At 72.3% G+C, this 24,845-nt stretch carries 20 protein-coding genes; 10 read left to right on the top strand and 10 right to left on the bottom strand.

Translation table 11 applies throughout. From position 1 onward, the window contains the following. Positions 1 to 97 precede the first annotated feature (97 nt). The gene (locus tag ABZT18_RS11190) at positions 98 to 952 is read left to right on the top strand and encodes a TetR family transcriptional regulator (protein WP_354994254.1); all 855 of its coding nucleotides are present in this window, start codon (positions 98 to 100) and stop codon (positions 950 to 952) included. 31 nt (positions 953 to 983) lie between these two features. Here ABZT18_RS11190 and ABZT18_RS11185 read toward each other — a convergent pair whose 3' ends face one another. Beyond that, a complete protein-coding gene (locus ABZT18_RS11185; RefSeq protein ID WP_354994388.1) occupies positions 984 to 2,762 on the bottom strand; it encodes an ABC transporter ATP-binding protein in 1,779 nt (592 codons plus the stop codon). A 95-nt stretch (positions 2,763 to 2,857) separates the two neighbouring features. Here ABZT18_RS11185 and ABZT18_RS11180 point away from each other — a divergent pair, with 95 nt between their 5' ends. Together ABZT18_RS11180 and ABZT18_RS11175 are read left to right on the top strand one after the other, a co-directional pair. After that, a complete protein-coding gene (locus ABZT18_RS11180) occupies positions 2,858 to 3,289 on the top strand; it encodes a MarR family transcriptional regulator (protein WP_354994255.1) in 432 nt (143 codons plus the stop codon). Between the two features lie 163 nt (positions 3,290 to 3,452). Then, positions 3,453 to 5,237 carry an N-acetylglutaminylglutamine amidotransferase gene (locus ABZT18_RS11175; protein ID WP_354994256.1) on the top strand — a complete coding sequence of 595 codons (1,785 nt, stop codon included), beginning with the start codon at positions 3,453 to 3,455 and terminating at the stop codon, positions 5,235 to 5,237. Between the two features lie 10 nt (positions 5,238 to 5,247). Here the strand turns inward: ABZT18_RS11175 and ABZT18_RS11170 are convergent, their stop codons facing one another. Then, complete coding sequence (locus ABZT18_RS11170; RefSeq protein ID WP_354994257.1) at positions 5,248 to 6,381, bottom strand: glutamate--cysteine ligase; 1,134 nt, start codon at positions 6,379 to 6,381, stop codon at positions 5,248 to 5,250. A 116-nt stretch (positions 6,382 to 6,497) separates the two neighbouring features. Between ABZT18_RS11170 and ABZT18_RS11165 the strand changes: the two genes are divergently transcribed. Then, positions 6,498 to 7,220: a hypothetical protein gene (locus ABZT18_RS11165; protein WP_354994258.1), complete on the top strand. Its 723-nt coding sequence runs from the start codon at positions 6,498 to 6,500 to the stop codon at positions 7,218 to 7,220. Positions 7,221 to 7,234: 14 nt separating this feature from the next. Here the strand turns inward: ABZT18_RS11165 and ABZT18_RS11160 are convergent, their stop codons facing one another. Together ABZT18_RS11160 and ABZT18_RS11155 are read right to left on the bottom strand one after the other, a co-directional pair. Beyond that, on the bottom strand, positions 7,235 to 8,443 hold the full coding sequence (locus ABZT18_RS11160) for an RNA polymerase sigma factor (protein WP_354994259.1): 1,209 nt from the start codon (positions 8,441 to 8,443) through the stop codon (positions 7,235 to 7,237). Between the two features lie 2 nt (positions 8,444 to 8,445). After that, positions 8,446 to 8,802 (bottom strand): YciI family protein, encoded by a 357-nt coding sequence (locus ABZT18_RS11155; RefSeq protein WP_354994260.1) that lies wholly within the window; start codon positions 8,800 to 8,802, stop codon positions 8,446 to 8,448. Positions 8,803 to 9,032: 230 nt separating this feature from the next. On the opposite strand from ABZT18_RS11155, the gene ABZT18_RS11150 reads away from it, so the two are divergent. Beyond that, positions 9,033 to 10,418 carry an FAD-dependent oxidoreductase gene (locus tag ABZT18_RS11150; RefSeq protein ID WP_354994261.1) on the top strand — a complete coding sequence of 462 codons (1,386 nt, stop codon included), beginning with the start codon at positions 9,033 to 9,035 and terminating at the stop codon, positions 10,416 to 10,418. Between the two features lie 112 nt (positions 10,419 to 10,530). Here ABZT18_RS11150 and ABZT18_RS11145 read toward each other — a convergent pair whose 3' ends face one another. Both ABZT18_RS11145 and ABZT18_RS11140 read right to left on the bottom strand, forming a co-directional pair. Then, on the bottom strand, positions 10,531 to 13,164 hold the full coding sequence (locus ABZT18_RS11145; protein ID WP_354994262.1) for a discoidin domain-containing protein: 2,634 nt from the start codon (positions 13,162 to 13,164) through the stop codon (positions 10,531 to 10,533). Positions 13,165 to 13,390: 226 nt separating this feature from the next. Then, positions 13,391 to 14,590 (bottom strand): ROK family transcriptional regulator, encoded by a 1,200-nt coding sequence (locus tag ABZT18_RS11140; protein WP_354994263.1) that lies wholly within the window; start codon positions 14,588 to 14,590, stop codon positions 13,391 to 13,393. A 234-nt stretch (positions 14,591 to 14,824) separates the two neighbouring features. On the opposite strand from ABZT18_RS11140, the gene ABZT18_RS11135 reads away from it, so the two are divergent. From ABZT18_RS11135 to ABZT18_RS11120, 4 genes are all read left to right on the top strand, one after another. Continuing rightward, complete coding sequence (locus tag ABZT18_RS11135) at positions 14,825 to 16,123, top strand: sugar ABC transporter substrate-binding protein (protein ID WP_354994264.1); 1,299 nt, start codon at positions 14,825 to 14,827, stop codon at positions 16,121 to 16,123. A gap of 70 nt (positions 16,124 to 16,193) precedes the next feature. Then, positions 16,194 to 17,186 carry a sugar ABC transporter permease gene (locus ABZT18_RS11130; RefSeq protein WP_354994265.1) on the top strand — a complete coding sequence of 331 codons (993 nt, stop codon included), beginning with the start codon at positions 16,194 to 16,196 and terminating at the stop codon, positions 17,184 to 17,186. Continuing rightward, positions 17,179 to 18,018, top strand: coding sequence for a carbohydrate ABC transporter permease (locus ABZT18_RS11125; RefSeq protein ID WP_354994266.1), 840 nt, complete (start codon positions 17,179 to 17,181; stop codon positions 18,016 to 18,018). The genes ABZT18_RS11130 and ABZT18_RS11125 overlap by 8 nt, the downstream gene beginning before the upstream one ends. Positions 18,019 to 18,047: 29 nt before the next feature. Next, complete coding sequence (locus tag ABZT18_RS11120; protein WP_354994267.1) at positions 18,048 to 19,424, top strand: GH1 family beta-glucosidase; 1,377 nt, start codon at positions 18,048 to 18,050, stop codon at positions 19,422 to 19,424. Between the two features lie 128 nt (positions 19,425 to 19,552). Here ABZT18_RS11120 and ABZT18_RS11115 read toward each other — a convergent pair whose 3' ends face one another. The 3 genes from ABZT18_RS11115 to ABZT18_RS11105 are packed head-to-tail and all read right to left on the bottom strand — an operon-like array spanning position 19,553 to position 23,372. Beyond that, the gene (locus tag ABZT18_RS11115) at positions 19,553 to 22,012 is read right to left on the bottom strand and encodes an FtsX-like permease family protein (protein ID WP_354994268.1); all 2,460 of its coding nucleotides are present in this window, start codon (positions 22,010 to 22,012) and stop codon (positions 19,553 to 19,555) included. Beyond that, positions 22,009 to 22,734 (bottom strand): ABC transporter ATP-binding protein, encoded by a 726-nt coding sequence (locus ABZT18_RS11110; RefSeq protein WP_354994269.1) that lies wholly within the window; start codon positions 22,732 to 22,734, stop codon positions 22,009 to 22,011. Before ABZT18_RS11110 ends, ABZT18_RS11115 begins: the two co-directional genes overlap by 4 nt. Continuing rightward, positions 22,731 to 23,372 (bottom strand): helix-turn-helix transcriptional regulator, encoded by a 642-nt coding sequence (locus ABZT18_RS11105; RefSeq protein ID WP_354994270.1) that lies wholly within the window; start codon positions 23,370 to 23,372, stop codon positions 22,731 to 22,733. The genes ABZT18_RS11110 and ABZT18_RS11105 overlap by 4 nt, the downstream gene beginning before the upstream one ends. Positions 23,373 to 23,514: 142 nt before the next feature. Here ABZT18_RS11105 and ABZT18_RS11100 point away from each other — a divergent pair, with 142 nt between their 5' ends. Then, positions 23,515 to 24,183 carry a TMEM175 family protein gene (locus tag ABZT18_RS11100; protein WP_354994271.1) on the top strand — a complete coding sequence of 223 codons (669 nt, stop codon included), beginning with the start codon at positions 23,515 to 23,517 and terminating at the stop codon, positions 24,181 to 24,183. On the opposite strand, the gene ABZT18_RS11095 is transcribed toward ABZT18_RS11100, so the two are convergent. Then, positions 24,170 to 24,766, bottom strand: coding sequence for a nucleotidyltransferase family protein (locus tag ABZT18_RS11095; protein WP_354994272.1), 597 nt, complete (start codon positions 24,764 to 24,766; stop codon positions 24,170 to 24,172). The two genes, ABZT18_RS11100 and ABZT18_RS11095, sit on opposite strands and share 14 nt — an antisense overlap. Positions 24,767 to 24,845: the final 79 nt, after the last annotated feature.

Here is a 24,845-nt window from a genome sequence, read left to right as displayed (position 1 = left end):
CGTTGGCTGCGTCGACCGCCCTCACTGTACTGACCGATGGTCAGTCGAATCAACGGTGATGGCGGCCACCGGTCAGGACGTCGCTAGGCTGGCCGGTATGACCGCCGATCCCGCGGACGACACCCGCACCCGGATCCTGCGCGCCGCGCTCGACCTCTTCGGGGAGCACGGCTACCAGCGCACCTCGCTGCGCCAGATCGGCGAGCGGCTGCGGCTGACCAAGGCCGCGATCCTGTATCACTTCCCGGCCAAGGAGCACCTGCTCGCCGCACTGGTCGAGCCGTTGGTGGCCGACCTGGAGGCGCTGCTCGACGCCGCCCAGGGCCAGCCGACCGAAAAGGCCCGGTGGATGGTGCTGGAGGGCTGGGTCGACGTCATGCTCGCCCATCGCCGACCACTCGGCATGCTCTTCCACGACATCGCGCTGGTCGGCCGGGGCGACACGTACCACCGGCTGATGGTGATCGCGATGCGGGCCAACGACCTCATCGCGGGGCCGGACGCCGGGCGCCGGGAGCGGGTCCGGGCGGTACAGGCGGTGGCAGCCTGCAGTGATCCGATCGTCTTCTTCACCGACGTGCCCGACGAGGTCCTGCGCGCCGACATGCTCGACGGCGTACGCCGCCTGCTGGCCACGCCAACCTCGAACACCGCAGCCCCGACGGACACGACCCCGACAGGCACGGCTCCGGCGGGCACGGCTCCGGCGGGCACGGCTCCGGCGGGCACGGCCTCAGGCTCCGGGAACCCGCCGGACGCAACCTCGGGCGTCGGGGCGGTTGCCCGTCGGCGGCGGCCGGGACGGCCTCCGGCGCTGGGCCGGGAGCAGGTCGAGGCGGCTCGGCGGATGCACGCGGCGGGCACCCACTCGGTGGATGCCATCGCCGCCACGCTGGGCGTCTCGCGGGCCACCGTCTACCGCCACCTGGACGAGAGTAATGAGACGGTTTAGCGACGGTTTCGAGACGGTTGCGAAATACCGGTCAGGCCGCCAGTGTGGCGTAGCGGCCGTTGCGGTCCAGCAGGCTGTCGTGGGTGCCAGCCTCGACGATCCGGCCGTGGTCGAGCACCGCGATCTGGTCGGCGTCGCGGACCGTGGAGAGCCGGTGCGCGATGGTGATCGTGGTCCGCCCCTCGGCGAGCACGTCGAACGCCCGCTGCACGGCCCGTTCGGTCTCGGTGTCCAGGGCGCTGGTGGCCTCGTCGAGGACCAGGATGCGCGGGTCGCGCAGCAGCGTACGGGCGATCGCCAGCCGCTGCTTCTCGCCGCCGGAGAACCGGTGGCCGCGTGAGCCGACCGTGGTGTCGTACCCGTCGGGCAGCCCGGCGATCAGGTCGTGGATCTGGGCCGCGCGGGCGGCGTCCTCGATCTCCGCGTCGGTGGCGTCCGGCCGGGCGTAGCGCAGATTCTCCCGGACGGTGGTGTGCAGCAGGTACGTCTCCTGACTGACCACGCCGACGATCGCGGCCAGGTCGGCCAGGCGCAGGTCACGCAGGTCGACACCGTCGACGGTTACTCGGCCGCCGGTCGGGTCGTGCAGCCGGCTGACCAGACCGGCGAGGGTGCTCTTGCCAGAACCGGTCTCCCCCACCAGAGCGAGGCTGGTGCCGGCGGGCACGTCGAGGGTGATCCCGGCGAGCGCCGCGGTGTCGCTGCCCGGGTAGCCGAAGGTGACGTCCTCCAGGCGCAGGTGGCCGCGTACCCGGGCGGGGTCGAGGCGGACCGGCTCGGTGGGGTCGGCCACGTCGATCGGCAGGTCCAGGTATTCGAAGATCCGGGCGAACAGCGCCAGCGACGCGGTGAGCGAGACGCCGACGTTGAGCAGCCCCATCAGCGGCCGGAACAGCCCGCCCTGCAGGGCGGTGAACGCGACCAGGGTGCCGATGCTCAGCGTGCCGGCGGTGCCGGGCAGGCCCGCGGCGAGGTAGATGACCGCCGGTACGGCGGCGAAGATGATGCTCATCGAGGCCATGCGCCAGCGGCCGGCCAACTCGCTGCGCAGCTCCAGGTCGACCAGGCGGGCCGAGGAGGCGGTGAACCGGTCGATCAACGCCGGGCCGGTGCCGAGGGTCTTGGCCAGTTGCACGCCGCTGATCGAGAGCCCCTCCTCGACGGTGACGTTGAGGTCGGCGAGTTCGCGTTGTCGTTGGGCGGTGATCTCGCGGCGCATCCGGGCGACCCGGCGGGTCAGCCAGATCGCCGGCGGCAGCACCACGAGCGAGACCAGGGAGAGCTGCCAGGAGAGCGCGACCATGGCGACCGCGGTGGCGACCACGGTGGTGAGGTTGGAGGCGACGGCGGTGGCGGTGGAGGTGACCACCGACTGCATGCCGCCGATGTCGTTGGTGATCCGGGACTGCACCTCGCCGGTGCGGGTCCGGGTGAAGAAGCCCAGCGACTGCCGCTGGAGGTGACTGAAGACGTCGGTGCGCAGCCGGTGCATGACCTGCTGGCCGACCTGGGTGGAGATCCAGGTCTGGACGACGCCGAGGACGGCGGTCACGGCGGCCACGGCGACCATGCCGAGGACCAGCCAGACCAGCAGGGTCACGTCGCCCTGCGGCAGGGCCCGGTCGATCACGGCGCGCAGCAGGAACGGGGTGGCCATCGCGATGATCGAGGAGATCACGATGATCGCGGTGACGGCGGCCAACGCGGGCCGGTGGGGGGTGAACAGGCGACCGATGCGGCGCAGCGACACCTGGCCGGCCTGCGCCTTCTCTTCGGCGCTGAGGGTGCGGTGGCCGCGGTCGCGGCCCATGGGGGTGGGTTCCAAGGAGCACTACCTTTCGGTTGGCATATGCTGAGGTTACCTCATCATGAGGGAACAACAGCATCGACTGCTACGGTATTCCGGTGACCGCGGACACCACCGGCAGCGCCGACGACGAGAGCCTGGCCGAGACTTTTTGGGGCGTCGCGTCCCGTTTGCGTCAGCAGACCCGGGAGTCATTGGCACCGTGGGACATCACCCCCAGCCAGTCCCGGGCGCTCGGTGTGCTGGGCCGGCACGGTGAGGTACGCCCCAGCACGCTCGCCGAGCACCTGCGCATCGCGCCCCGCTCGGCCACCGAGGTCGTCGACGACCTCCAGGCCCGCGGGCTGGTCGAACGCCGACCCGACCCGGCCGACCGGCGGGCGACACTGGTCGCGCTCACGGAGGAGGGCAACCGCGTCAGTGCTGCCATCCGGACCGCCCGCCGTGCCGAGGCCGACCGCTTCTTCGGCCACCTGGACGACGCCGACCGTGCCGAGCTGGCCCGCATCCTGCGCACCCTGCGCGCCTGACCTGCACCGAAGGGGAGCGGACGGGGCGCGGCAGCGGGTTTGCCCACCTCGCGCGCGGGTAGCCAGCCGCCCCCGTCCGGGAACGAGGTGACAGGAGGATGCTCGTGCCGCTGGTGTCCCGCCTGACCCACCACCATGCCCATCTGACCCACCGCCCCGCCTGATGTGCGGGATCAGCGGGGAGGCGCGATTCGACGGCCGGTCACCTGACGCGGCCGCGGTCATCCGGATGACCGAGGCGATGCGCTCGCGCGGCCCGGACGACGAGGGGCTGTTCACCGATGACTGGGTGACCCTCGGACACCGCCGTCTGACCATCATCGACCTGTCCGACGCGGGCGGCCAGCCGATGGTGCGCGACGACCTGGGCCTGGCGCTGGTCTTCAACGGCTGCATCTACAACTACCCCGAGCTGCGCGAGGAGCTGCGGAACGCCGGGTACGCCTTCGGATCCACCAGCGACACCGAGGTGATCCTGGTGGCGTACGCGCACTGGGGTGAACGCTTCGTCGACCACCTGGTCGGCATGTTCGCGATCGGCCTGGTCGACCGGGCCCGACGGCGGCTGATCCTGGCCCGCGACCGGCTCGGCATCAAACCGCTCTACCTCGCCGAGACACCTGGGCGGCTCCGGTTCGCCTCCACCCTGCCCGCGCTGTTGCGGGCCGGCGACGTCGACACCGGCATCGACCCGGTGGCGCTGCACCACTACCTGTCCTGGCACTCCATCGTGCCCGCGCCACGGACCGTGCTGCGCGGCGTGCGCAAGCTGCCGCCGGCCACCCTGCGGGTGATCGAGGCGGACGGGCGCAGCCGCGAGGAGGTGTACTGGCGACCCGACTACGTGCGGGAGCCGTCCGACTCGGGGATGGACGCCGCCGACTGGCGGGCCGCCATCGGGGACGCGCTGCGCGCGGCGGTACGCCGACGGCTGGTCGCCGACGTACCGGTCGGGGTGCTGCTCTCCGGTGGACTCGACTCCAGCCTCATCGTGGCGCTGCTCGCCGAGGCCGGTCAGCAGCACCTGCGCACGTTCAGCATCGGCTTCGACAGCCGCGACGGCGAGTCCGGCGACGAGTTCCACTACTCCGACCTGGTGGCCCGCGCGTACGACACCGACCATCACCGGATCCGGCTGTCGAACGACGACCTGGTGCCCGCCGTACGACGGGCCGTGCTCGCGATGACCGAGCCGATGGGCAGCCACGACGTGGTCGCCTTCCATCTGCTCTCCGAGCAGGTGGCCCGGCACGTGAAGGTGGCACAGTCCGGGCAGGGCGCCGATGAGGTGTTCGCCGGCTACGGCTATCACCAGCCGCTGACCGAGGCGCCCCGGCACGGCGCCGGAGAGACGTTCGCCGCCGCGTTCTTCGACCGCGACCACGACGAGCTGCGCAGCATCGTCGGCCCGGCGTACGCCCTGGACCACGACGCGAGTCGGGAACTGCTCGCCGGGCACCTCGCCGCGCCCGGGGCGCAGACCGCGCTGGACGCCGTGCTGCGCCTGGACACCCATTTGATGCTTCCCGACGACCCGGTCAAGCGGGTGGACAGCATGAGCATGGCGTGGGGCCTGGAGGTGCGCACTCCCTTCCTCGACCAGGACCTGGTCACCCTGGCCGCGCACTGCCCGCCTGAGCACAAGGTCGCCCAGAACGGCAAGGGCGTCCTGAAGGAGGTCGCCCGGGAGGTGCTGCCCGCCGAGGTGATCGACCGGCCGAAGGGCTACTTCCCGGTGCCGGCGCTGCGCAACGTGGACGGCCCGGTGCGCGAGCTGGTCGCCGAGGCGTTGCAGGCGCCGGCCGCGCGCGAGCGAGGGCTGTTCCGCCCGGAGTACGTGGCCCGCCTGCTCGCCGAGCCGGACCGGGCCGAGGCGGCGGCCGGCAGCAACAAGTTGTGGCAGCTCGGACTCCTGGAGCTGTGGCTGCAGACGCACGACATCCGCTGAGAGCCGCCGGTCAGCCGGCGTTGGTGCGCGCGGCGAGGTCGTCGATGACCGCCCGCAGGTCACCGGTACGCTCCAGCACCCGACGCTGCCGGGTCGCGCCGGTGCCGTCGCGGCGCAGTCGGGCCAGTTGTGCCAACACGTACCCCAGGTCGCCGTGGCGCAGCAGAGCCGGGGCGATCACCGCCATCATCTCGTCGACGAGCGCCCAGGCCGGTCGGGTGCCACCGGCGCGCAGGTCGATCAGCTCCCCGTCGAGGCCGTCGTGCGCGGCACGCCAGTGCGCCGCGGCGACCAGGCAGTCGCGGGTGGGCTGGGCGGTCACCCCGTCGCGTACGTCGTCGGCGAGGGTGGCGACCAGTGACCGGACCAGCGCGGCGACCAGCACCGCGTCGTCCACGTCGGGGCACACATCGCCGACCCGCACCTCCACGGTCGGGTAGGCCGACGACGGCCGGGCGTACCAGTAGACCATCGCCGCGTCGAGCATGATGCCGGCGGCGATCAGCTCGTCGACCGTCCGGTCGTAGTCGGCGGCGGAGTCGAAGTACGGTGTCGGGCCGATGCTGGGCCAGCGTTCCAGCTGCATCGAGCGCCAGCTGGCGTGGCCGGTGTCCTGCCCGTCGTGCAGCGGCGAGTTGGTGGTGATCGCCTGCACCACCGGCAGCCACGCACGCAGGTGGTTGCAGACCTGCACGGCCAGTTCCCGGTCGGGCAGCCCGACGTGCACGTGACAGCCGCACACCGCCGGGTCGTGCGCCACCGGCCCGTACCGGCGCGACATCGCGTGGTAGCGCGGCCTGTCGGGCACCGTCCGGTGCGGCTCGGCCACGGGGGTGGCCCCGACCGCAACCAGCCGGGCCCCGGCCGCGGTGGCGGCCTCGGCGGCGGAGCGGCGCAGCGCCACCAGATGGTCGCGCAGCTCGGCGAGGTCGGCGCAGACCGGGGTGACCATCTCGACCATGCTGTGCCGGAACTCCTGACGGCTCTGCTCCCGGGCGGAGCCGCGCAGCGCGGTCAGCACCTGGTCGGCCACCGGCAGGTTGCGCCCGCTGTCCGGGTCGAGCAGCAGGAACTCCTCCTCCACGCCGAGCGTGAGGACGCCGAGGTCGGGCACGGTGTCGACGGTCGTCCGACGGTACGCCATGGCCGCCTCCATCCGCTCCTGCGGCCACGGGTGGACCCGTGGCCGGGGCGCCTCGGTTTCCCGGGCAAGGCATGCGGCAAACGCGGGCGCGGTTCTGAGACGATGCAGGAATGTTGATGCGTTGGCGCGATTCCCGGTGGTTCCACATCGCCCTGGGTCTGGTGGTCGGTGCCGCCGTCGGGTTGGCGGTGTACCTGGCCAGTCGACTGACCGGGCCTGCCCTCTTCGCGCTCTGTGGCACGACGGCGGGCGGCGTCGCGGCAGTGGTGGCGTCGGCCTATTCACGGTTCTTCCAGTTGGCGGAGGTGACCGTCTCGGTCCCGCAGTTCAGCGAGCTGAGGTTCGCCGTCACCCGGGACAACAAGCAGACCGCCTGGCGGCTGTTCGTCGAGGCGGTCACCCGGGTGTCCGGCCAGCCGCTGGCGACCGGCACGGGTCTCGTGCGGGAGGCGATGACCTCGCTCTACCAGCTGTTCGCGATCACCAGGGAGGTGCTGGGCGAGGCGACACCGTCCATGCGTACGACCGGTCGCCCTACCGTCGAGCACCTCGCGATCGCCATGCTGAACAACGAGCTTCGACCATTCCTCGGACGGTGGCATCCGCGGCTACGGGCGTGGGAGCAGGCCAATCCCGACGGGTCCGAGTCCGCCTGGCCCGACGACGCGGAATGCCGCGCCGAGCTGGCGGCGATGCAGCGCCGCTTGCTGCGCTACGTCGAGGGGCTCGGCGAGCTTGCCCAGGTCCCCAACGTCGACGACGTGATGCGCGGCATCCTCGCCGACCCACCGACCCTTCCCGGCCAGCCCACGCGACACTCGGCGGTGGCAGGCCAGTAGCCGGCCCTGGCGGGTCAGTGCGGCACGAGGGCCGCCGCGCGGGCGGTGAGGAAGGCCCGTTCGGCCGCGTTGTCCGTCAGCGCGACGGCTGTCCGGTACGCGTCGACGGCCTCCCCGCCACGGCCGAGCCGGGCCAGCAGGTCAGCACGGACCGCATGGTGCACGTGGTAGCCGTCCAGGTCGAGCCGATCCACCTCGACCAGCGCCACCGCCGGCCCGGCCACCTCGGCGAGCGCGACCGCCCGATTCAGCGCCACCACCGGGCCGGGCGCCACCACCAGCAGGTGGTCGTACAGCGCAAGGATCTGGCCCCAGTCGGTGTCGGCGCCGTGCGCCGCGGCGCTGTGCACGGCGGCGATCGCGGCCTGGATCTGGTACGGCCCGGGCCGCCCGCGACGCAGGCAGCGGCGGACCAGCGCCTGACCTTCGGCGATCAGCGCCGCGTCCCACCGACCCCGGTCCTGCTGTGGCAGCGGCACCAGCTCGCCGGTGGCGGTGGTCCGCGCGTCGCGGCGGGAGTCGGTGAGCAGCATCAGCGCGAGCAGGCCGAGCGCCTCCGGCTCGTCCGGCATCAGCTCGACCAGCAACCGGGTCAGCCGGATCGCCTCGGCGCACAACTCCGCACGGCCCAGATGTCGCCCGGCGCTGGCCGTGTACCCCTCGTTGAAGACCAGGTAGAGCACCGTGAGCACGGCGTGCAGCCGGTTGGGCAGGTCGGCATCGCGCGGCACGCGGTACGGGATCCGAGCGTTACGGATCTTCGACTTGGCACGGACCAGCCGCTGCGCCATGGTCGGCTCGGGCACCAGGAAGGCCCGGGCGATCTCGGCGGTGCTCAGGCCACCGAGCAGGCGCAGGGTGAGCGCGACCCGGGCGGCCGGAGCGAGCGCCGGATGACAGCAGGTGAAGATCAGACGCAGCCGGTCGTCGCGCACAGGTCCCTCCTCAACGGGTCCGTCGGCGGCGAACAGCAGGGCCGCCTGGGCGTGCCGGTCGAGGAGGGATGCCTCCCGACGCAGCCGGTCGATCGCCCGGTTCCGGGCGGTGGTGATGATCCAACCGGCGGGACTGGGCGGCGGGCCGGTCGTCGGCCACCGCGCTACCGCGACGGCGAATGCCTCCTGGACGGCCTCCTCGGCGAGCTCGATGTCGCCGAGGAGGCGAACCAGGACGGCGACCGCGCGCCCGTACTCCGCGCGGAACACCGCCTCGACATCCAGCACGGTCAGTCGCCGGCCCCACCCTGGAAGGGGCGCACCTCGATCGGCAGCGTGGTGGCCAACGCGTAGCGGCGGCCCCAGTCCAGGGCGACGTCCAGGTCCGGCACGTCGATGATGGTGATGCCGCCCAGGTGCTCCTTCCCCTCGACGAACGGGCCGTCGGTGACCAGGACCTCGCCATCGCGGGCACGCAGCACGGTGGCGGTCTCCGGGCCGTGCAGCCCCTGCCCGAAGACCCACGACCCGGTGGACGCCAGCTCGTCGCGCAGCTCACCGAGCTGGCGCATCACCCCGGCCAGAAACTCCGGGTCCGGGGGCAGCTCCCCCTGGGGCTGGTGGAGGCTGAGCAGGTACATCGTCATGGTTCCTCCTCGCGGGGGGCCGGCGCGTCGCCGACCTCTCATCCTTCACACGTTCGGCCCCTGCCCGGATCGACAGGCCGCCGCAAGAAATCTCGAAGGCACCCGACCTCGGTGTTGGCGCCACCTTTGCTCTGCTTCACCGGACGCAACGATGAGGGGGGTCGAGTGTCGCGTGGGTTGAAGCAGAGCAAAGGACGCGGGACAGGGGTGCGACCCCACGCTGCCGTGGCGTGATCAGCCGTTCGATCAGCGCCGGGGAGTCATGCGCCGGGCGGTTGCGGGTAAGCGGCGCCGTGGCCGACGGCTTGCGGGTGGTCGTGGTCGGCGCCGGATTCTCCGGACTCGCCGCCGCGCTGGCGCTCACCCGCGCCGGTGCCCGCGTGCGGGTGCTGGAGGCCCGCGACCGGGTGGGCGGGCGAGTGCTGACGCGTTGGCTGCCCGACGGCACCCAACTCGACCTGGGCGCGCAGTGGATCGGCCCGACCCAGGACCGGATGTACGCGCTGGTCGCCGAGCACGGGCTGGCCACCTTCGCGTCGGCGGCGGTCGGCGCGCCCACCCTGCTCTGGGCGGGCCAGCGCCGAGCCGAGCCGCCGGCGCAGGTCGGTCGGGTGCTCGGCCTGCTCGACGAGTACGCCGCACGACTGGACCCGGCCGCGCCCTGGCAGGCGCCGGAAGCCGCGCAGTGGGACAGGACGATCCTCGGCTGCTGGTTGCGCGCCACGGCCGGGGACGGCGACACCGCCGACTACCTCGGGCGGCTGCTCGCCGGAGGGCTGCTGGCCACCGGCGCAGACGAGCTGTCCCTGTTGCACCTGCTGTTCTACCTGCGCAGCGCCGGCGGGACCGGGCCGTTGCTGGGGATGGCCGGCGGCGCGCAGCAGGATCGGATCGTGGGTGGGCCGCCGGCGCTCGCCGAGCGGATGGCCGCGGCCCTGCCGCCGGGGACGCTGACGCTGGCCACACCGGTGCGGGCGATCGAACAGACCATCGACGGGGTGACGGCGTGGACCGACACCGGGCGCGTCGACGGCGACGCCGTGGTGGTCGCGCTGGCACCGGCGCTGGCCAGCCGGATCCGGTACGACCCGCCGCTGCCCGCGCTGCGCGACGGGCTGACCCAGCGGATGCCGATGGGCTCGGCGCTGAAGGTGCACGCCGTCTACCCGGAGCCGTTCTGGCGTGCCGACGGACTCTCCGGGGTGGCCACCCGCAGCGCCGGCCCGCTCACCGAGACGGTCGACAACTCCACCCCGACGTCGCCGCTCGGGGTGCTGACCGGGTTCAGCTACTCCTCGGACGCCGCCGCGCTGCGCGAGATGTCCTCCGAGCAGCGTCGACGATGTCTGCTGGACGCGTTCGGCGCCCTAGTCGGGCCGGGGGCCGGCAATCCGATGGAGCTGGTCGAGTACGACTGGTCGGCCGAGGAATGGACGCGGGGCTGCTTCTCCGGTGCGCTCACGCCGGGGACCTGGAGCACGTACGGCCCGCGGTTGCGGGCACCGGTGGGGCGGGTCCACTGGGCGGGCACCGAGACGGCGACCCGCTGGACCGGCTACCTGGAGGGCGCGGTGCGGGCCGGTGAGCGGGCGGCCGCCGAGGTGCTGGCGGTGTGAGCGGGGACGACCGAGGCCGGCCCGGTCTCGGCGGGACCGGGCCGGCTCGGCCCACGGTGGCGACCCGGCCAACCCGGTCGGTGGGACGACCGGGTTGGCGCGGGCGCCCCGGTCAGGGGTAGGTGGTCAGGTACACCTGCTGGTTCGCCGCGTTCGCGGTGCCACCGGCGTTGTTGATCACCCGGTTGATGGTGCCGACGCCACCGAGCGAGACGGTGACCATGTTGGTGAACCGCACGTTCGGGTTGGTGGGCACCTCGAAGGCCCGCTCCTCGACCACCGCGGGGTTGACGTTGAAGTAGCTGTAGCTGCCCAACCCGAACGCCTGGTGGCTGGTCACCGAATCCGCGACCTTGTACGCGGCATAACCCCGGGTCGACCCGTTCATCCAGGCCGCCTGGTTGGGCGGGTCGTACGGCAGTTCGTTCTGGTAGAAGTACGTCCGGCCGCCGTTGCCGTTCCAGACGGTCTGGTACTTCTGGTAGTGCTCGACGAAGAGGCCGTACATGGTGACGTTGTCGCCGTTGACCGTGAGCCCGGTGTCGGCCGTGTTCAGCGTCCATCCGGTGGGTACGCCGGAAGCGGCGTGGTCGGCCCGCCACAGCCACATGTGGTCGCCGATCACGTTGTCGCTGTTGACGGTCAACGTGTTGGTGGCCTTGCCGACGTGTGGCCCGCCGATGCGGAAGAACACGTCGTGCAGCGAGGTCGGGTTCGCGGCGTGGCTCGCGGACGAGCCGGCCGGCCCGACCTCCATCAGCACCGGCGAGTTGGTCGTGCCGGCCTCGAACATGAGGCCGGCCACCTTGACGCCGTCCACATCGGCCACCCGCATCGCCACGGTGCCGTTGTCGGCCTGGATGGTGGCCAGGCCGAGGCCGAGGATCACCGTGTCGGCCCGGTTGACCTGGATCGGCTCGGTGACTCGGTGCACGCCCGGGGTGAAGAGCAGGTGCTTGCCCTGGGCGAGGGCCGTATTGATGGTGGCCGCGCTGGTGCCCGGCTGGACGACGAAGAACTGCGACAGCGAGATGGACGAGCCGGCCGGGGTCTTGTTGTACCAGCTGGTGCCGGCGGAGTTGGTGCGCAGCGCCGGCACGAAGACCCGGTACTCACCGGTGCCGTCGACGTAGAGGAACGGCTTCTCCCGGACCTGTGGGGTCTGGCCGATGACGGTGTGCGACGGGTTGGGGAAGCTCGGTGCCGGCGCGCCGGTGACGCCCTGGAAGACCATGTTCCACACCGAGCCGGTCCAGCCGTTGCCGAACTCGCTGTTGCGGGAGTACCACTGCTGCTGCGAGCCGGAGACGACCAGCCCGTCGACGCGGGTGTCGGCCATCAGGCCGCCACTGGACCAGCCGTCGCCGCCGTTCCACAGCTGGATCTGGTTCTGCGCGCCGCGCAGGTGCATCCGCCGGTACGGCGCGGCCTGGGACACCGCCCAGCGCTCCACGCTGACCCCGGCGGGCAGGGTCACCGAGAGGTTCTCGGCGGCCCGCCAGAAGTTCTGGGTGGCGTTGCCGCCGAACCAGGTCGCCTCGACCCGGACGTGGCCGTTGAGGTTGACGTCGTCGGGGCTCATGCCGAGGCCGGCGACCTGGGTGAAGAAGCCCAGGTTGACGTCCGCGGTGTAGGTGCCGGGCTTGAACAGCACCGCGTAGCGCTGCGGCCCGAACTGGTTGGTCTCCTGCTGGGTGAAGAGGGTGTTCAGTCGGCTCTGGATGGTGGCGGTGGGGGTGCTCGGGTCGAAGACGAACGTGTTCGGCCCGAGGTTGGGGTTGCGCGGGTCGGTGGGCGTCACCGGGGGTTCGCTGGTGCCGCCGGTCGTGTTCACCGCCAGCTCCCACAGCGAGTAGCCGTAGGTGGTGCCCCGGGCGGTGCCGTACATCCGCAGGTAGCGGCCACTGCCGGTGACGTCGAGGGACTGCGTGCCACCGGCGCCGGTCGTGGTCGAGTAGATCGTGGTCCAGGTGGCCCCGTCGGCGGAGGTCTGGAGCTGGAAGGCGCGGGCGTACGCGGCCTCCCAGGTGAGCACCACCCGGCAGATCGTCCGGGTGCTGCCGAGGTCGACGCGCAGCCACTGCGGGTCGCTGGCGGCGCTGGCCCAGCGGGTGCCCGGGTTGCCGTCGACCGCGGTCGACGCCGCGAGGCCGGCATCCTGAGTGGACGACGCGGTCGCCGGGCTGCCCTGCGCGACGTTGGTGCTGCCGCAGGTCGGCGTGCTGCCGCCGGTCTCGCCGTAGACCTGGAACTCCCAGAGGGAGTAGCCGTAGCCGGTGCCCCGGGCCGTGCCGTTCATGCGTACGTAGCGGCCGGCGCCGGTGACGGTGAGGTTCTGCGTGCCGCCGGTGCCGGTGGTGGTCGAGTAGATGGTGGTCCAGGTGGCCCCGTCGTCGGAGGTCTGGAGCTGGAAGGCCCGGCCGTACGCGCCCTCCCAGAGCAGGTTCACCTGACTGATGGTGGCGCGGGCGCCCAGGTCGACCTGGAGCCACTGTGGGTCGCTGAAGGCGCTGGCCCAGCGGGTGCCGGTGTTGCCGTCGACCGCTGCGGCGGCGGGGGTGCCGGCGTTCTCGGTGGACGAGGCGGTGGCGGGGCGCCCCTGGGAGAGCAGGGTGGGCGCGGCCTGCGCCGGTGTGCTGGCGCCGGTCGGGGCGAGCGCGGCGACCAGAGCCACGGTGAGCCCGACGAGCAGGTGGCGGACGACCCGTCGGGGACGCGGGCGTACGGATGTAGCGCGAGATGTCATGACATCGCCTGTCGATAGGGGGTTACGGACGACGCGCGGGTGGGATCGGGCTCGCCCGTGATGCCGTGGGTGGTGCCGCCGATGCGGCGTCGCGGGATGGAGAGCGCTCTCGTAGGAGTGTTGCGGCGCGATTGCGACGGCGTCAAGACATCGATCTATAACACTGTTATTTATCCCGAGGATTCTTTTTGGGTAATTTGCCGACGGCGCCGCAGTCGTCCCCCGCTCAGCGGCGGACGCCGCCCTCGGTGAGAAACCGCGCGATCGGCAGCGTGGCGGCACCCAACGCCACCGCGTCCACCCCGAGCCGGCACAGCTCGATCGACGCCTGCTCGTACGGCTGGCGCAGTGCCTGCCGGCCGGCGGCCTCCCGGACGGCCGGCAGCAGGTCGCCCAGCGCCATCGCCGCCCACCCGCCGAGCACGACCCGCTCCGGGTTGAACAGGTTGATCAGGTTGGCCACCCCTGCGCCGAGGTAGCCGGCGGTGTCGTCCAGCACCCGCCGGGCGGTGGCCGAGGTCGCGGCGGCGGCCACCAGCGCGGCGATCTGGGACTCCTCGTCCTCCCCTGGCACCGCTCGACCCCGGCGCGCCTCCCGGTAGCGGTCGATGATCGCCTCCGCGCCCACATACGCCTCCAGGCAGCCGCGCGCTCCACACCGGCAGGCGCGTCCGCCGTACACCAGGGTGGTGTGCCCCCACTCCCCCGCGCTGCTGGACGCGCCCCGGTAGGTGGCACCGTTGGTCACCACCGACGCGCCCACGCCGGAGCCGACCAGCGCGAAGACGGCGTGCCGGGCACCCCGGCCGGCGCCGAACCACATCTCGGCCTGGCCGAGGGTCTTCGCGCCGTTGTCGATGTGCAACGGCAGGTCGGTGCCCGCTCCGATCAGGCGCTCCAGCGGCACCCGGTCCCAGCCGAGGGCCTGGGCGTCCACCACGGCCTGGGTGCCCTGCTCGACCACCCCGGAGACACCGATGCCGACACCGAGCACGTCGCCGGTGGCCACCCCGGCCTGCCCGGTCACCGCGTCGATACCGGCCAGCACGTGCCCAGCCACCAGGTCGGGCTCGGTGCGCGCCGGATCGAGCGGGTACTCGACGCTGGCCAGCAGGGTCATCGCGAAATCGAACAGCTCGACCCGGACCCGGGTCTCGCCGACGTCCACGCCGACCACGAAGGCGAAGCGGGGCGCGATCCGCAGCAGCATGCTGGGCCGCCCGCCGTCGGACTCGGCGGCGCCGGCCTCGGCGACCAGCCCCTCGTCGATCAGGTCGGCCACCACGTTGCTCACCGCCGGCTGGCTCAGCCCGGTGCTGCGCACCAGGTCCTGCCGGGTGAGCGGGGCATCGAGGAAGAGCCTCGTCAGCAGGGCAGACCTGTTGCGCAGCCGGACACTCCGGTTGGTGGCTCGCGCCAGCTCCACTCGGCACCTCGATCCCGTCGGTCGTTCGAGCGACTGTAACCGCCCCGTGCTTGACGACCCACTGGACAGGAACTTTAATGACGACATTCATTAAGCCGTGATGTAACTCCCGGGAAACGCTGCCGGACCCCCGACGGCGCATCCCCGAAACCCGTCCGCAGCCGGCCGCCCGTCGCCCACCCCTATCGACGACGGAGGCCGGCGGACTCCCACCACGCACCGGAAGGGCTGACCGTGTCGAGACGACACCTCGGGATATTCACCGCCGCCGTACTGGCGGCCGCCTCGCTGACGGCCTGCGGCGGCTCCGGCGACGACTCCGCCGCAGCACCGAAGACGCTCACCTACTGGGCCAGCAACCAGGGCGCCAGCCTGGAGGCCGACAAGACGATCCTCCAGCCGGAGCTGGACAAGTTCGAGAAGCAGACCGGCATCAAGGTCACCGTCGAGGTGGTCCCGTGGTCTGACCTGCTCAACCGCCTGCTCGCGGCCGCCGCCTCCGGCAAGGGCCCGGACGTGGTCAACATCGGCAACACCTGGTCGGCGTCGTTGCAGGCCACCGGCGCGCTGGTCGAGTTCGACGATGCCACCCTGCAGGCCGTCGGCGGCAAGGACCGGATCGTGCCCGCCGCGCTCGCCGCGGCCGGCGCCCCCGGCAAGCCGCCGGCCGCCGTACCGCTCTACAGCATGGCGTACAGCCTGTACTACAACAAGAAGGCGTTCGCCGACGCCGGCATCACCGCACCACCGACCACGTGGGAGCAGCTCGCCGAGTACGGCAAGAAGCTGAGCACCGGCGGCAAGTGGGGCCTGGCCATCGAGGGTGCCAACCCGTCGGAGAACGCCCACCACGCCTTCACCTTCAGCCAGCAGTACGGCGGTGAGTGGTTCGACTCGGCCGGCAAGCCGACCTTCGACACCCCGCAGAACGTCTCGGCGATCAAGCGCTACATCGACTTCATGGCCGCCGACAAGATCACCAACCCGAGCAACGCCGAGTACGCGCAGAACCAGTCGGTCTCCGACTTCGCCAACGGCAAGGCCGCCATGCTGCTGTGGCAGTCCGCCGGGTCGAACCTGAAGACGCAGAACATGCCCGCTGACGCGTACGGGGTGGCCCCGGTGCCGTTCCTGGCCAGCCCGCCGGCCGGTGGCAAGAAGGTCAACAGCATGGTCGCCGGTATCAACATGGCGGTCTTCAAGCACACCAAGAACCGCGACGGCGCGCTGAACTTCGTGAAGTTCATGACCAGCGACGAGGAGCAGACGATCCTCAACCGCACGTACGGCTCGCTGCCGGCGGTGAAGACCGCGGGCTCCGACCCGGCGTTCACCGCCGTCGAGCAGAAGACCATCCAGGAGACCCTGGTCACCACCGCGGCCCCGCTGCCGCAGGTGCCCGAGGAGAGCACCTTCGAGACCCTGGTCGGCACCGCGATGAAGGAGCTGTTCGCCGACGCGGCCAGCGGCAAGCCGGTCACCGAGGAGTCGGTGAAGGCGAAGCTGACCGACGCGCAGCAGAAGATGCGCTGACCCAGGCGTCACCGGTGGCCGTGGTCGGGTGCTGAGCCCGGCCACGGCCACCGCCTCCGAGAGGACCCCGATGGCAACCAGCACCACCGCGCCGGACGCCGACCGGCGCGAACCCCGGGCCGGGTCACCGGCCCGGGGGCCGGCCCGCCGGCCCCGCGGCCCCCGCCGCTCGCTCCTGCCGTACCTGCTGCTCGCCCCGGCCATCGTGCTGGAACTCGCCATCCACGTGATCCCGATGGTGGTCGGGGTCTGGATGAGTTTGCTGGAGCTGACCCAGTTCCACATCCGCGACTGGTCCACCGCGCCCTTCGTCGGGTGGGAGAACTACCGGGCGACGCTCGACCTGAACAGCGCCGCCGGTAGGGAACTGCTGCACTCGTTCTGGGTCACCCTGGCCTACAGCCTGCTCTCGGTCGGGTTCGCCTGGCTGCTCGGCATCTCGGCGGCGGTCGTCCTGCAGAAGCCGTTCCGAGGGCGGGCGATCCTGCGGGCGCTCTTCCTCACCCCGTACGCCCTGCCCGTCTACGCCGCGGTGATCACCTGGAGCTTCCTGCTGCAACGCGACACCGGCCTGGTCAACCACGTCCTCGTCGACCAGCTCGGGCTGCTCAACGAGCGGCCGTTCTGGTTGATCGGCGACAACAGCTTCTGGTCGCTGCTGATGGTGTCGGTGTGGCGCAACTGGCCGTTCGCGTTCCTCTGCCTGATGGCCGGCCTGCAGAACGTGCCCGGCGAGCTGTACGAGGCCGCCGCGATCGACGGCGCCGGGTTCTGGCGCCGGCTGCGCTCGGTCACCCTGCCGATGCTGCGGCCGGTGAACCTGGTGCTGCTGCTGGTGCTGTTCCTGTGGACCTTCAACGACTTCAACACCCCGTACGTGCTCTTCGGCGGCTCCGCGCCGGAGCAGGCCAACCTGATCTCCATCCACATCTACCGCAGCTCCTTCAAGACCTGGGACTTCGGCTCCGGCTCGGCGATGTCCGTGGCGCTGCTGCTGTTCCTGATGATCGTCTCGGCCGCTTACCTGCTGATCACCAACCGTCGGAGGGACGACCATGCGTGAGACCGCCGGTGAGCGCTGGGGCCGGCGCATCGTGCTGACCCTGCTCACCCTCTTCGTCGTCATCCCGCTCTACGTGATGGTCACCTCCGCGGCGAAGCCGTTGCAGGACGTGCAGAACGGCTTCACCTGGTGGCCCAGCCGACCCACCCTGCAACCGTTCGTCGACATGTGGAGCACCGTGCCGCTGGCCCGGTACCTGGTGAACAGCCTGGTGGTGTCGAGCATCGCGGCCGTCTGCTCGGTGGCGGTGGCCATCTTCGCCGCGTTCGCGGTCAGCCGGTACCGGTTCCGCGGCCGGGGCGTCTTCTCGGTGACGGTGCTGTCCACCCAGATGTTCCCCGGCATCCTGTTCCTGCTGCCGCTGTTCCTCATCTACGTCAACCTGGGCAACGCCACCGGCATCGAGCTGTACGCCAGCCGTACCGGCCTGGTGATCACGTACCTGACCTTCTCGCTGCCGTTCTCCATCTGGATGCTGGTCGGCTACTTCGACTCGATCCCGCGGGGATTGGACGAGGCGGCGCAGGTCGACGGGGCCGGGCCGCTGCGCATCCTGTTCCAGGTCATCCTGCCGGCCGCCGTGCCCGGCGTCGTCGCGGTCACCGTGTACGCGTTCATGACCGCCTGGGGTGAGGTGCTCTTCGCCTCGGTGATGACCGACGAGGGCAGCCGCACCCTGGCCGTCGGACTCCAGGGCTACTCCACCCAGTTCAACGTCTACTGGAACCAGATCATGGCCGCCTCGCTGGTGGTCAGCATCCCGGTCGTCGTCGGGTTCCTGGCCCTCCAGCGCTACTTCGTCGCCGGCCTCACCGCCGGCGCCGTCAAGTGAGTCATCCAACCTCAGAGGAGAACCGACCCGTGCCCGACCTGTCCAAGCTGCCACCCGACTTCCTCTGGGGCGTCGCCACCGCGGCGTACCAGATCGAGGGGGCCGTCGACGTCGACGGCCGGGCGCCGTCCATCTGGGACACCTTCTCGGCGACCCCCGGCAACGTCGACAACGGCGATACCGGCGCGGTGGCCTGCGACCACTACCACCGGTGGCCGGAGGACCTGGCGCTGCTGCGTCGGCTCGGCGTGGACGCGTACCGTTTCTCGGTGGCCTGGCCCCGGGTGATGCCCGACGGCGTCGGACGGGTCAACCCCGCCGGGCTGGACTTCTACGACCGGCTCGTCGACACGCTGCTCGCCGACGGGATCCGGCCCTTCGTCACGCTCTACCACTGGGATCTGCCGCAGGCCCTGCAGGACAGGGGTGGCTGGCCGCAACGCGCCACCGCCGAGGCGTTCGCCGACTACGCGGCGGTGGTCGCCGCCCGCCTCGGTGACCGGGTGGCCGACTGGAACACGGTCAACGAGCCGCTCTGCGTGTCCTGGATCGGGCACCTGGAGGGGCGGATGGCCCCCGGCGAGCGGGACCTGACCCGCGCGGTGCACACGTCACACCACGTGCTGCTCGGGCACGGCCTGGCCACCCAGGCGATCCGCGCGAACGCCGCGCGCCCGGCCTCGGTGGGGTTGGTGCTCAACCTCAGCCCGATCGAGGCGGCGACCGACCGGCCCGAGGACGTCGCGGCGGCCCGACGCGCCGACGGGCACGTCAACCGGTGGTGGCTGGACCCGATCCACGGGCGCGGCTACCCCGCCGACATGGTCGCCACCTACGGGGTCGAACCGCCGGTACGCGGCGACGACCTGGCGGTCATCGCCACGCCGACCGACTTCCTCGGGGTGAACTACTACTTCCGTCAGTTGGTGGTCGACGACCCGGCCGGACCGCCCCCGTACGCCCGGCAGGTGCCGGTGCCCGGCTCGGTGGAGACGGGGATGGGTTGGGAGATGTACCCGGCGGGGCTGGAACGGCTGCTGGTCGAGGTGCACGAGGAGTACCGGCCGGGCCGGATCATCGTCACCGAGAGCGGCTCGGCGTGGCCCGACGAGGTCACCGCGGACGGCACGGTGGAGGACAAGGAGCGCACCGACCACCTGGAGCAGCACCTGGCCGCGTGCGCGTCGGCGGTGGCCCGGGGTGTGCCCCTGGACGGCTACTTCGTCTGGTCTCTGCTGGACAACTTCGAGTGGGCGTACGGCTATGACAAGCGCTTCGGGCTGGTGCACGTCGACTACGCCACCCAGCGTCGGACGGTGAAGGCGAGCGGGCTGCGCTACGCCGAACTGATCCGCGCCCACCAGCGTCTCGCCGGTGCCACCGGGACCGCCACACCGGTGGCCTGAACGGGGGCCGGCGAGGCCGGCACCCTGGGCGCCGCGTCGAGCGGCGCCCAGGGCGTTCCGTCCACCGACCGGCGCTCAGTCCGACGCGCGGGACCGGGCGCTCAGTCCAGGGGCGCGGGACCGGGCGCTCAGTCCAGGACGCGGCGGGACAGCGACGCCGGCAGCCGGCCGGCGAGCAGCCAGCCGGCGCTGGCGGCGAGCAACGGCAGCCCGGCAGCGATCGCGACGAGGTGAGCGACGGGCACGGCGCCGAGCGGATCAAGGTCGCGGTGCAGGGCACCGGCCAGCGCAAGGTAGGCACCGGTCACGCCCAGCACGGCACCGAGCAGGGCCAGCGCTCCGGCGGTGGTGGCGGTGAGCGTCCGCCGTACCCGCCTCGGTGCCCCGGTCGCGGCCAGCGTGCGCAGGTCCCCCGCCGCCTCACCCCGGATGAGCCCGACGGTCGTCGCCAGCACACCGAGCGCGAGCAGCACGCCGGCGCCGCTCGCGCCGGTCCGCAGCGCGGTCAACGAACTCTGCTCCCGACGGGACTCGATGGTGAGCCCGACGGCAGCGGCCAGGTCCTGGGCCGTCGCCAGCTGCGCGGCGGTGAGCGCCTGGTCGGCCGCGAGGAACCAGCCGACCCGGGCCGCCTGCCAGCCGTGCCGGCCGAGCGCGGCGGAGGTGATCAGCGAGTCGGGCAGCCCGGTGTAGCCAGAGCGGGGCAGGGTGCGCACCACCGGCCGCACGCCACGGGCGGGGATGTTCAGCAGCGCCAACTCACCGGTGCGGGTGGTGAGCACATCGGTGTCGGCGTCGACGGCCATCCCGGCCGCGCCGTTCAGCCGGAGCAGCCCGGGACTGACCACGTAGAGCGGATGGGACGGCGTGGACTCGCCGTCTGCGACCGAGGCGCCGATCTCGACCGCCGGGTGGCCGGTCGGTCCCCCCTCCCGGCCCGGGTCGATGTGCGAGGCCACCACCGCCATGTCCAGCGGAATGACGGTGGCCGCTCCCACGGTCGCCGCGATGGTGTCGGTCCGGGCCTGGAGAGCGGCGAGCTCGGCCGCCGTGCGCTCCGGAATCACCGGATCCGGTTGGCCGATCCGGATCAGCAGCTGACTGGCAGCGAGGTTGCCCAGCCCGGCCGCCTCCCGGCTGCGGTACTCGGCTGCGGCGGAACCCACCACGATCGCAGCCGACAGCCCCACCGCGAGGCTGATCGCGGCGAGTGCGGCCCCGGCCCGGACGCGGTACCGGGCCAGATCCGCCAGCGCCAGCCGGACCGCCACCGGCAGGCCTCCCCGGGCCGCCGCCAGCGCCGGGATGGCCAGCGGGCCGACGAACAGCACCCCGAGCGCGGTGGCGACGCCGCCCACCCCGATGAGCAGCGGGTTCGACCCGTCGGAGAGCACCAGCGCCGTGAGACCGGCGGTGATCAGCACGGCCGCGGCCACGGCGGTCCGCCGCGCTGGCGGCGGCATCGGCGGTCGGGCCGACAGCGCGCTCATGACCGGGGTACGGGCAACCGCGCGGGCCGGCCACCAGGCGGCGGCGGTAGCCGTCACCACGGCCAGCAGCATGCCCGCGCCGATGGTGAGCCAGGGCAGGTCGAACCGGCCGATGCGGTGCCCGGCGGCGGTCTCGACGAAGCCGGCGGTTACCAGCCAGGCGGCCACCCCGACGGCGGTGCCGCCGATCGCGGCGACCGCCCCGACCACCGCGCCGTTGACCAGCAGCACCAGCCGCAGGTGTCGGCGGGTGGCGCCCATCGCCGCCAGCATGCCGAGCTGGCGCAGCCGGCGCTGTGCCAGCACCACGAACCCGGCGGCCGCCACGAGAGACACCAGCAGCAGACCGACGGTGGCCAGCACCAGCGCGACGATGGTGAGCGCGGTGCGCTCGGCCGCCGGCCGGGACTCGCGTACCAGCGGGCCGTCGATGGTCCGGCGGAAGGCCTCCATGGTGTCGTGGTCGCCGGCCACCAGGACGGTCACCGACTGCGGGCGGTCGGCGTGCGCCGGGTCGGTGAGGGCGAACTCGTCGTGCAGGTCCGCCGGGTTCTCCACGACCCCGACGATCAGGCGGTCGGAGTCACCGAGCTGGACCCGGGTGCCGAGCCCGGCCCACAGCGCTCGCTCCACCCCGTCGGTGACCGCCACCTCGGCGGGCCCGGTCGGGTAGCGGCCCTGCCGCAGGGCGAGCATCGGGCCGCCGTACGCGCCAGCGGGGTCCTGGGCCCGGACGTCGACCGGGTCGAACAGCCCCGGCACCGGCACGTGCCGGTGACCGATCACGTCGATCGTGTCGAACCATGCCCGAGCGGCGGTGACCCGGGCGTCCAGCGCGGCCGGGTCGTCACCGGGGATCCGGAGGAGCTGGTCGGCGCGGCCGAACGTGGCGTCGGTCGACGCGGCCAGGTTCCAGGTCGCCGCCAGGCCGAAGGTGGTGCCAGTGACCGCGACGGTGAGCAGCGCGATGGTCAGCAACTGCTGCCGCCACTCGCGGCGGAACAGCCGTACCGCCCAGCGGATCACCGCGCGGCGGGCCGGGAGCCCGCCGCCAGCGGGCCGGGTGGTCGTCCGGCTGCGGCCAGGGTCGGCGGTCACGGCGTCGGGCCCGGGGCGAGCAGGGCGTCCGGACCGGCAGACGGTGCGGTCTGGTCGACCACCCGGCCGTCCCGAATGAAGATCACACGATCGGCCCAGGACGCGAGCTGGGCGTCGTGGGTGACCATCACTCCGGCGATGCCACGCTTGCAGGCCGAGCGGAGCATCCGCAGGACGCCTTCTCCGTTGGCGGCGTCGAGGGCGCCGGTGGGCTCGTCGGCCAACAGCAGCCGCCGCTCCCCCACCACGGCTCGGGCGATGGCGACCCGTTGGCGCTCGCCCCCGGAGAGGTCGTCGGGGAAGTGGCCGGCGCGGTCGGTCAGCCCCAGCTCGTCGAGCACGCGCAGGGCGGCGGCGCGCGCCGGGCGTACGGCCATGCCGTCCAACTCCAGGGGCAGGGCCACGTTCTCGACGGCGGAGAGACCGGCGAGCAGGTTCAGGTCCTGGAAGACAAAGCCGAGTGAGCGGCGACGCAACCGGGCGGTGGCGTCGGCGGAGAGACCGGCCAGGTCGGACCCGCAGACCGTCACCTGGCCGGCGGTCGGCTCCTCCAGGGTGCCGGCGATGGTCAGCAGGGTGCTCTTGCCCGAACCGCTGGGGCCCATGACCGCGACCAGTTCACCGGCGACCACGTCGAGGTCGACCGCACGCAGGGCGTGCACGGCGGCGGCGCCCGAGCCGTACACCTTGGACACCTGACGCAGGCTCAGCACGACGCTCATCGCCGGGCTCCTGCGGCGTCGCCCCGGGCCGGCCGCGTGGGGCGACTGTCCTGGCCGTCCGCGGTCGGCGACGTGTCCGTGGGCGGTGCGCTGGCGACGGGCGGTGCGCCCGCGGCGGGCGCGGTCCGGTGGCTGCGCAGGCGGGCGTCCGCCGCGTCCAGCCAGCGGACGACCGCTTCCAGGCGGAACAGCTCGGCGTCGACGACGAGGCCGAGGCCGATGTCCTCCGGTGCCGCGTCGGCCTTGAGGTGGGTGTAGCGCTGCATCTCCTCGACGATCCGTCGGCGGTGGGCCTGGAGGATCTCGGTCACGTCCACCTGGGTCAGCCGCATCGCCACCTGGACCTTCATCACGAGCTCGTCGCGGGGCGGCGGCCCGGCCTGGGGCGGCGTACGCAGCCAGGTGTGCAGCTCCCGCTCGCCGTCGGCGGTGAGCCGGTAGCGCTTCTGGGCGCCGTCGCGGCCGGCGTCGTCGGTCTCGACGTGTCCCTCGCGCTCGAGGCGTTGCAGCGTGGTGTAAACCTGCCCGACGTTGAGCGGCCAGACCTCGCCGGTGCGCGCCTCGAACTCCTGCCGGAGCTGGAGACCGTACTTCGGTGCCTCGGTGAGCAGCGCCAGCATGGCATGACGAATACTCACGATCCATCACCTACAGTTAGCATACTCGGTATAATACACAGTATTATCGTGTTGACACTCCCCGTTCGACCTCCGTCCACAGTCGGCTTCGCGTTCCGACGATCCGCCGTCGGCGAAGCGCACCGACGGTTAGCCTTCGCCAATGGCCGCAGCGCCCGACGAGGTCGAGCAGCCCGACAGCGGGTCACGCGTGTCCGAAACCGATCGGATGACCGCCTTCAGCGACGGTGTCTTCGCCATCGTCATCACGCTGCTGGTCATCGAGTTGCGGGTGCCGGAATACCACGAGGGTGAGTTGCTCAGCGGGCTACTCGGCGAGGGCGCGTCCTACCTCGCGTTCGTGGTGTCCTTCGTCTACATCGGGGTGCTCTGGCTCAACCACCACGCGCTGGTCCGCCTGATCCGCGGGACCACCCTCGCGCTGAGCTGGATCAACCTCGGCATCCTCTTCGGCGCGGTGATCATCCCGTTTCCCACCGCCGTGCTGGCGTCCGCGTTCACCCACGGCGACACCGACGACCAGCGCGCCGCCGTCGCCCTGTACGCGCTGGCCGCCGCGCTGATGTCGGCCCCCTGGCTGGTGTTCTTCGGCTACCTGCGCCGCCACCCGGCGCTGCTCCAACGCCGGGTCACTCCCGAGTACGTGCGGAGGCAGCGGCTGCGACCGATCACCGGCCTGGTCCTGTACGGGCTCAGCGGTCTGCTCGGCTGGTTCGTCAATCCGCTGCTGGGCCTGATCGGCGTCATCGTCATGATCACCTATCACGCGGTGACGAGCGAGGGGCTGCCCCGGTGGCTCACGCGTCGCTGACCCGTCGCAGCCCGAGCAGGTCGGCCGGGGTGTCCACGTCGACCGGTGAGCCGACGTCGTCGCAGGGCACCTCGACCACCAGGTCCGGCCGGTCGCGCAGCAGGTCGCGGGCACCCCGGTCGCCGACGGCGTACCCGTCCAGCAGCGGCCAGGTCTCCCGACGCAGCAGGACCGGGTGCCCCGGCCGACCGGCGTAGGTGGCGACCGCGACGACCGCGCCGCGCGCGTACGCCCCGCGCACCCGGCGGACCGCGACCGGGCTGAGCAGCGGCTGGTCGACGAGGACCACGACAGCCGCCGGTACGTCGGCCGGCAGTGAGGCCAGACCCCGGCGCAGGGACGAACCGAGCCCTTCGGCCCAGCGGTCGTGACGGACCGGCACCGCGCCGGACAGGGCGGGCACCTCGTCGGCGCCCGCGCCGAGCACCACGTGCACGGGTGCGCAGCCACCGTCGCCGAGCAGCCGGATCCCGCGTCGCACCAGCGGCTCGCCAGCCAGCTCGACCAGCGCCTTCGGTCGGCCGTACCGCCGCCCGGCGCCGGCGGCCAGCAGCAACCCGGCGGTCACCGGTAGGTCCGGCACCCGCCCCACCTCCCGCGTTATTCGCCCTCAAATGTACCGATAAAGCTAGTCTGGGCCGGTGCAGGGCGGACCGGAGAAC

Origin of the sequence: Micromonospora sp. NPDC005291 (assembly GCF_040607415.1) — a bacterium.
Lineage (GTDB): Bacteria > Actinomycetota > Actinomycetes > Mycobacteriales > Micromonosporaceae > Micromonospora.
The sequence above is the reverse complement of the archived record's forward strand: the minus strand, read 5'-3'. Positions and strand labels throughout refer to the sequence as shown.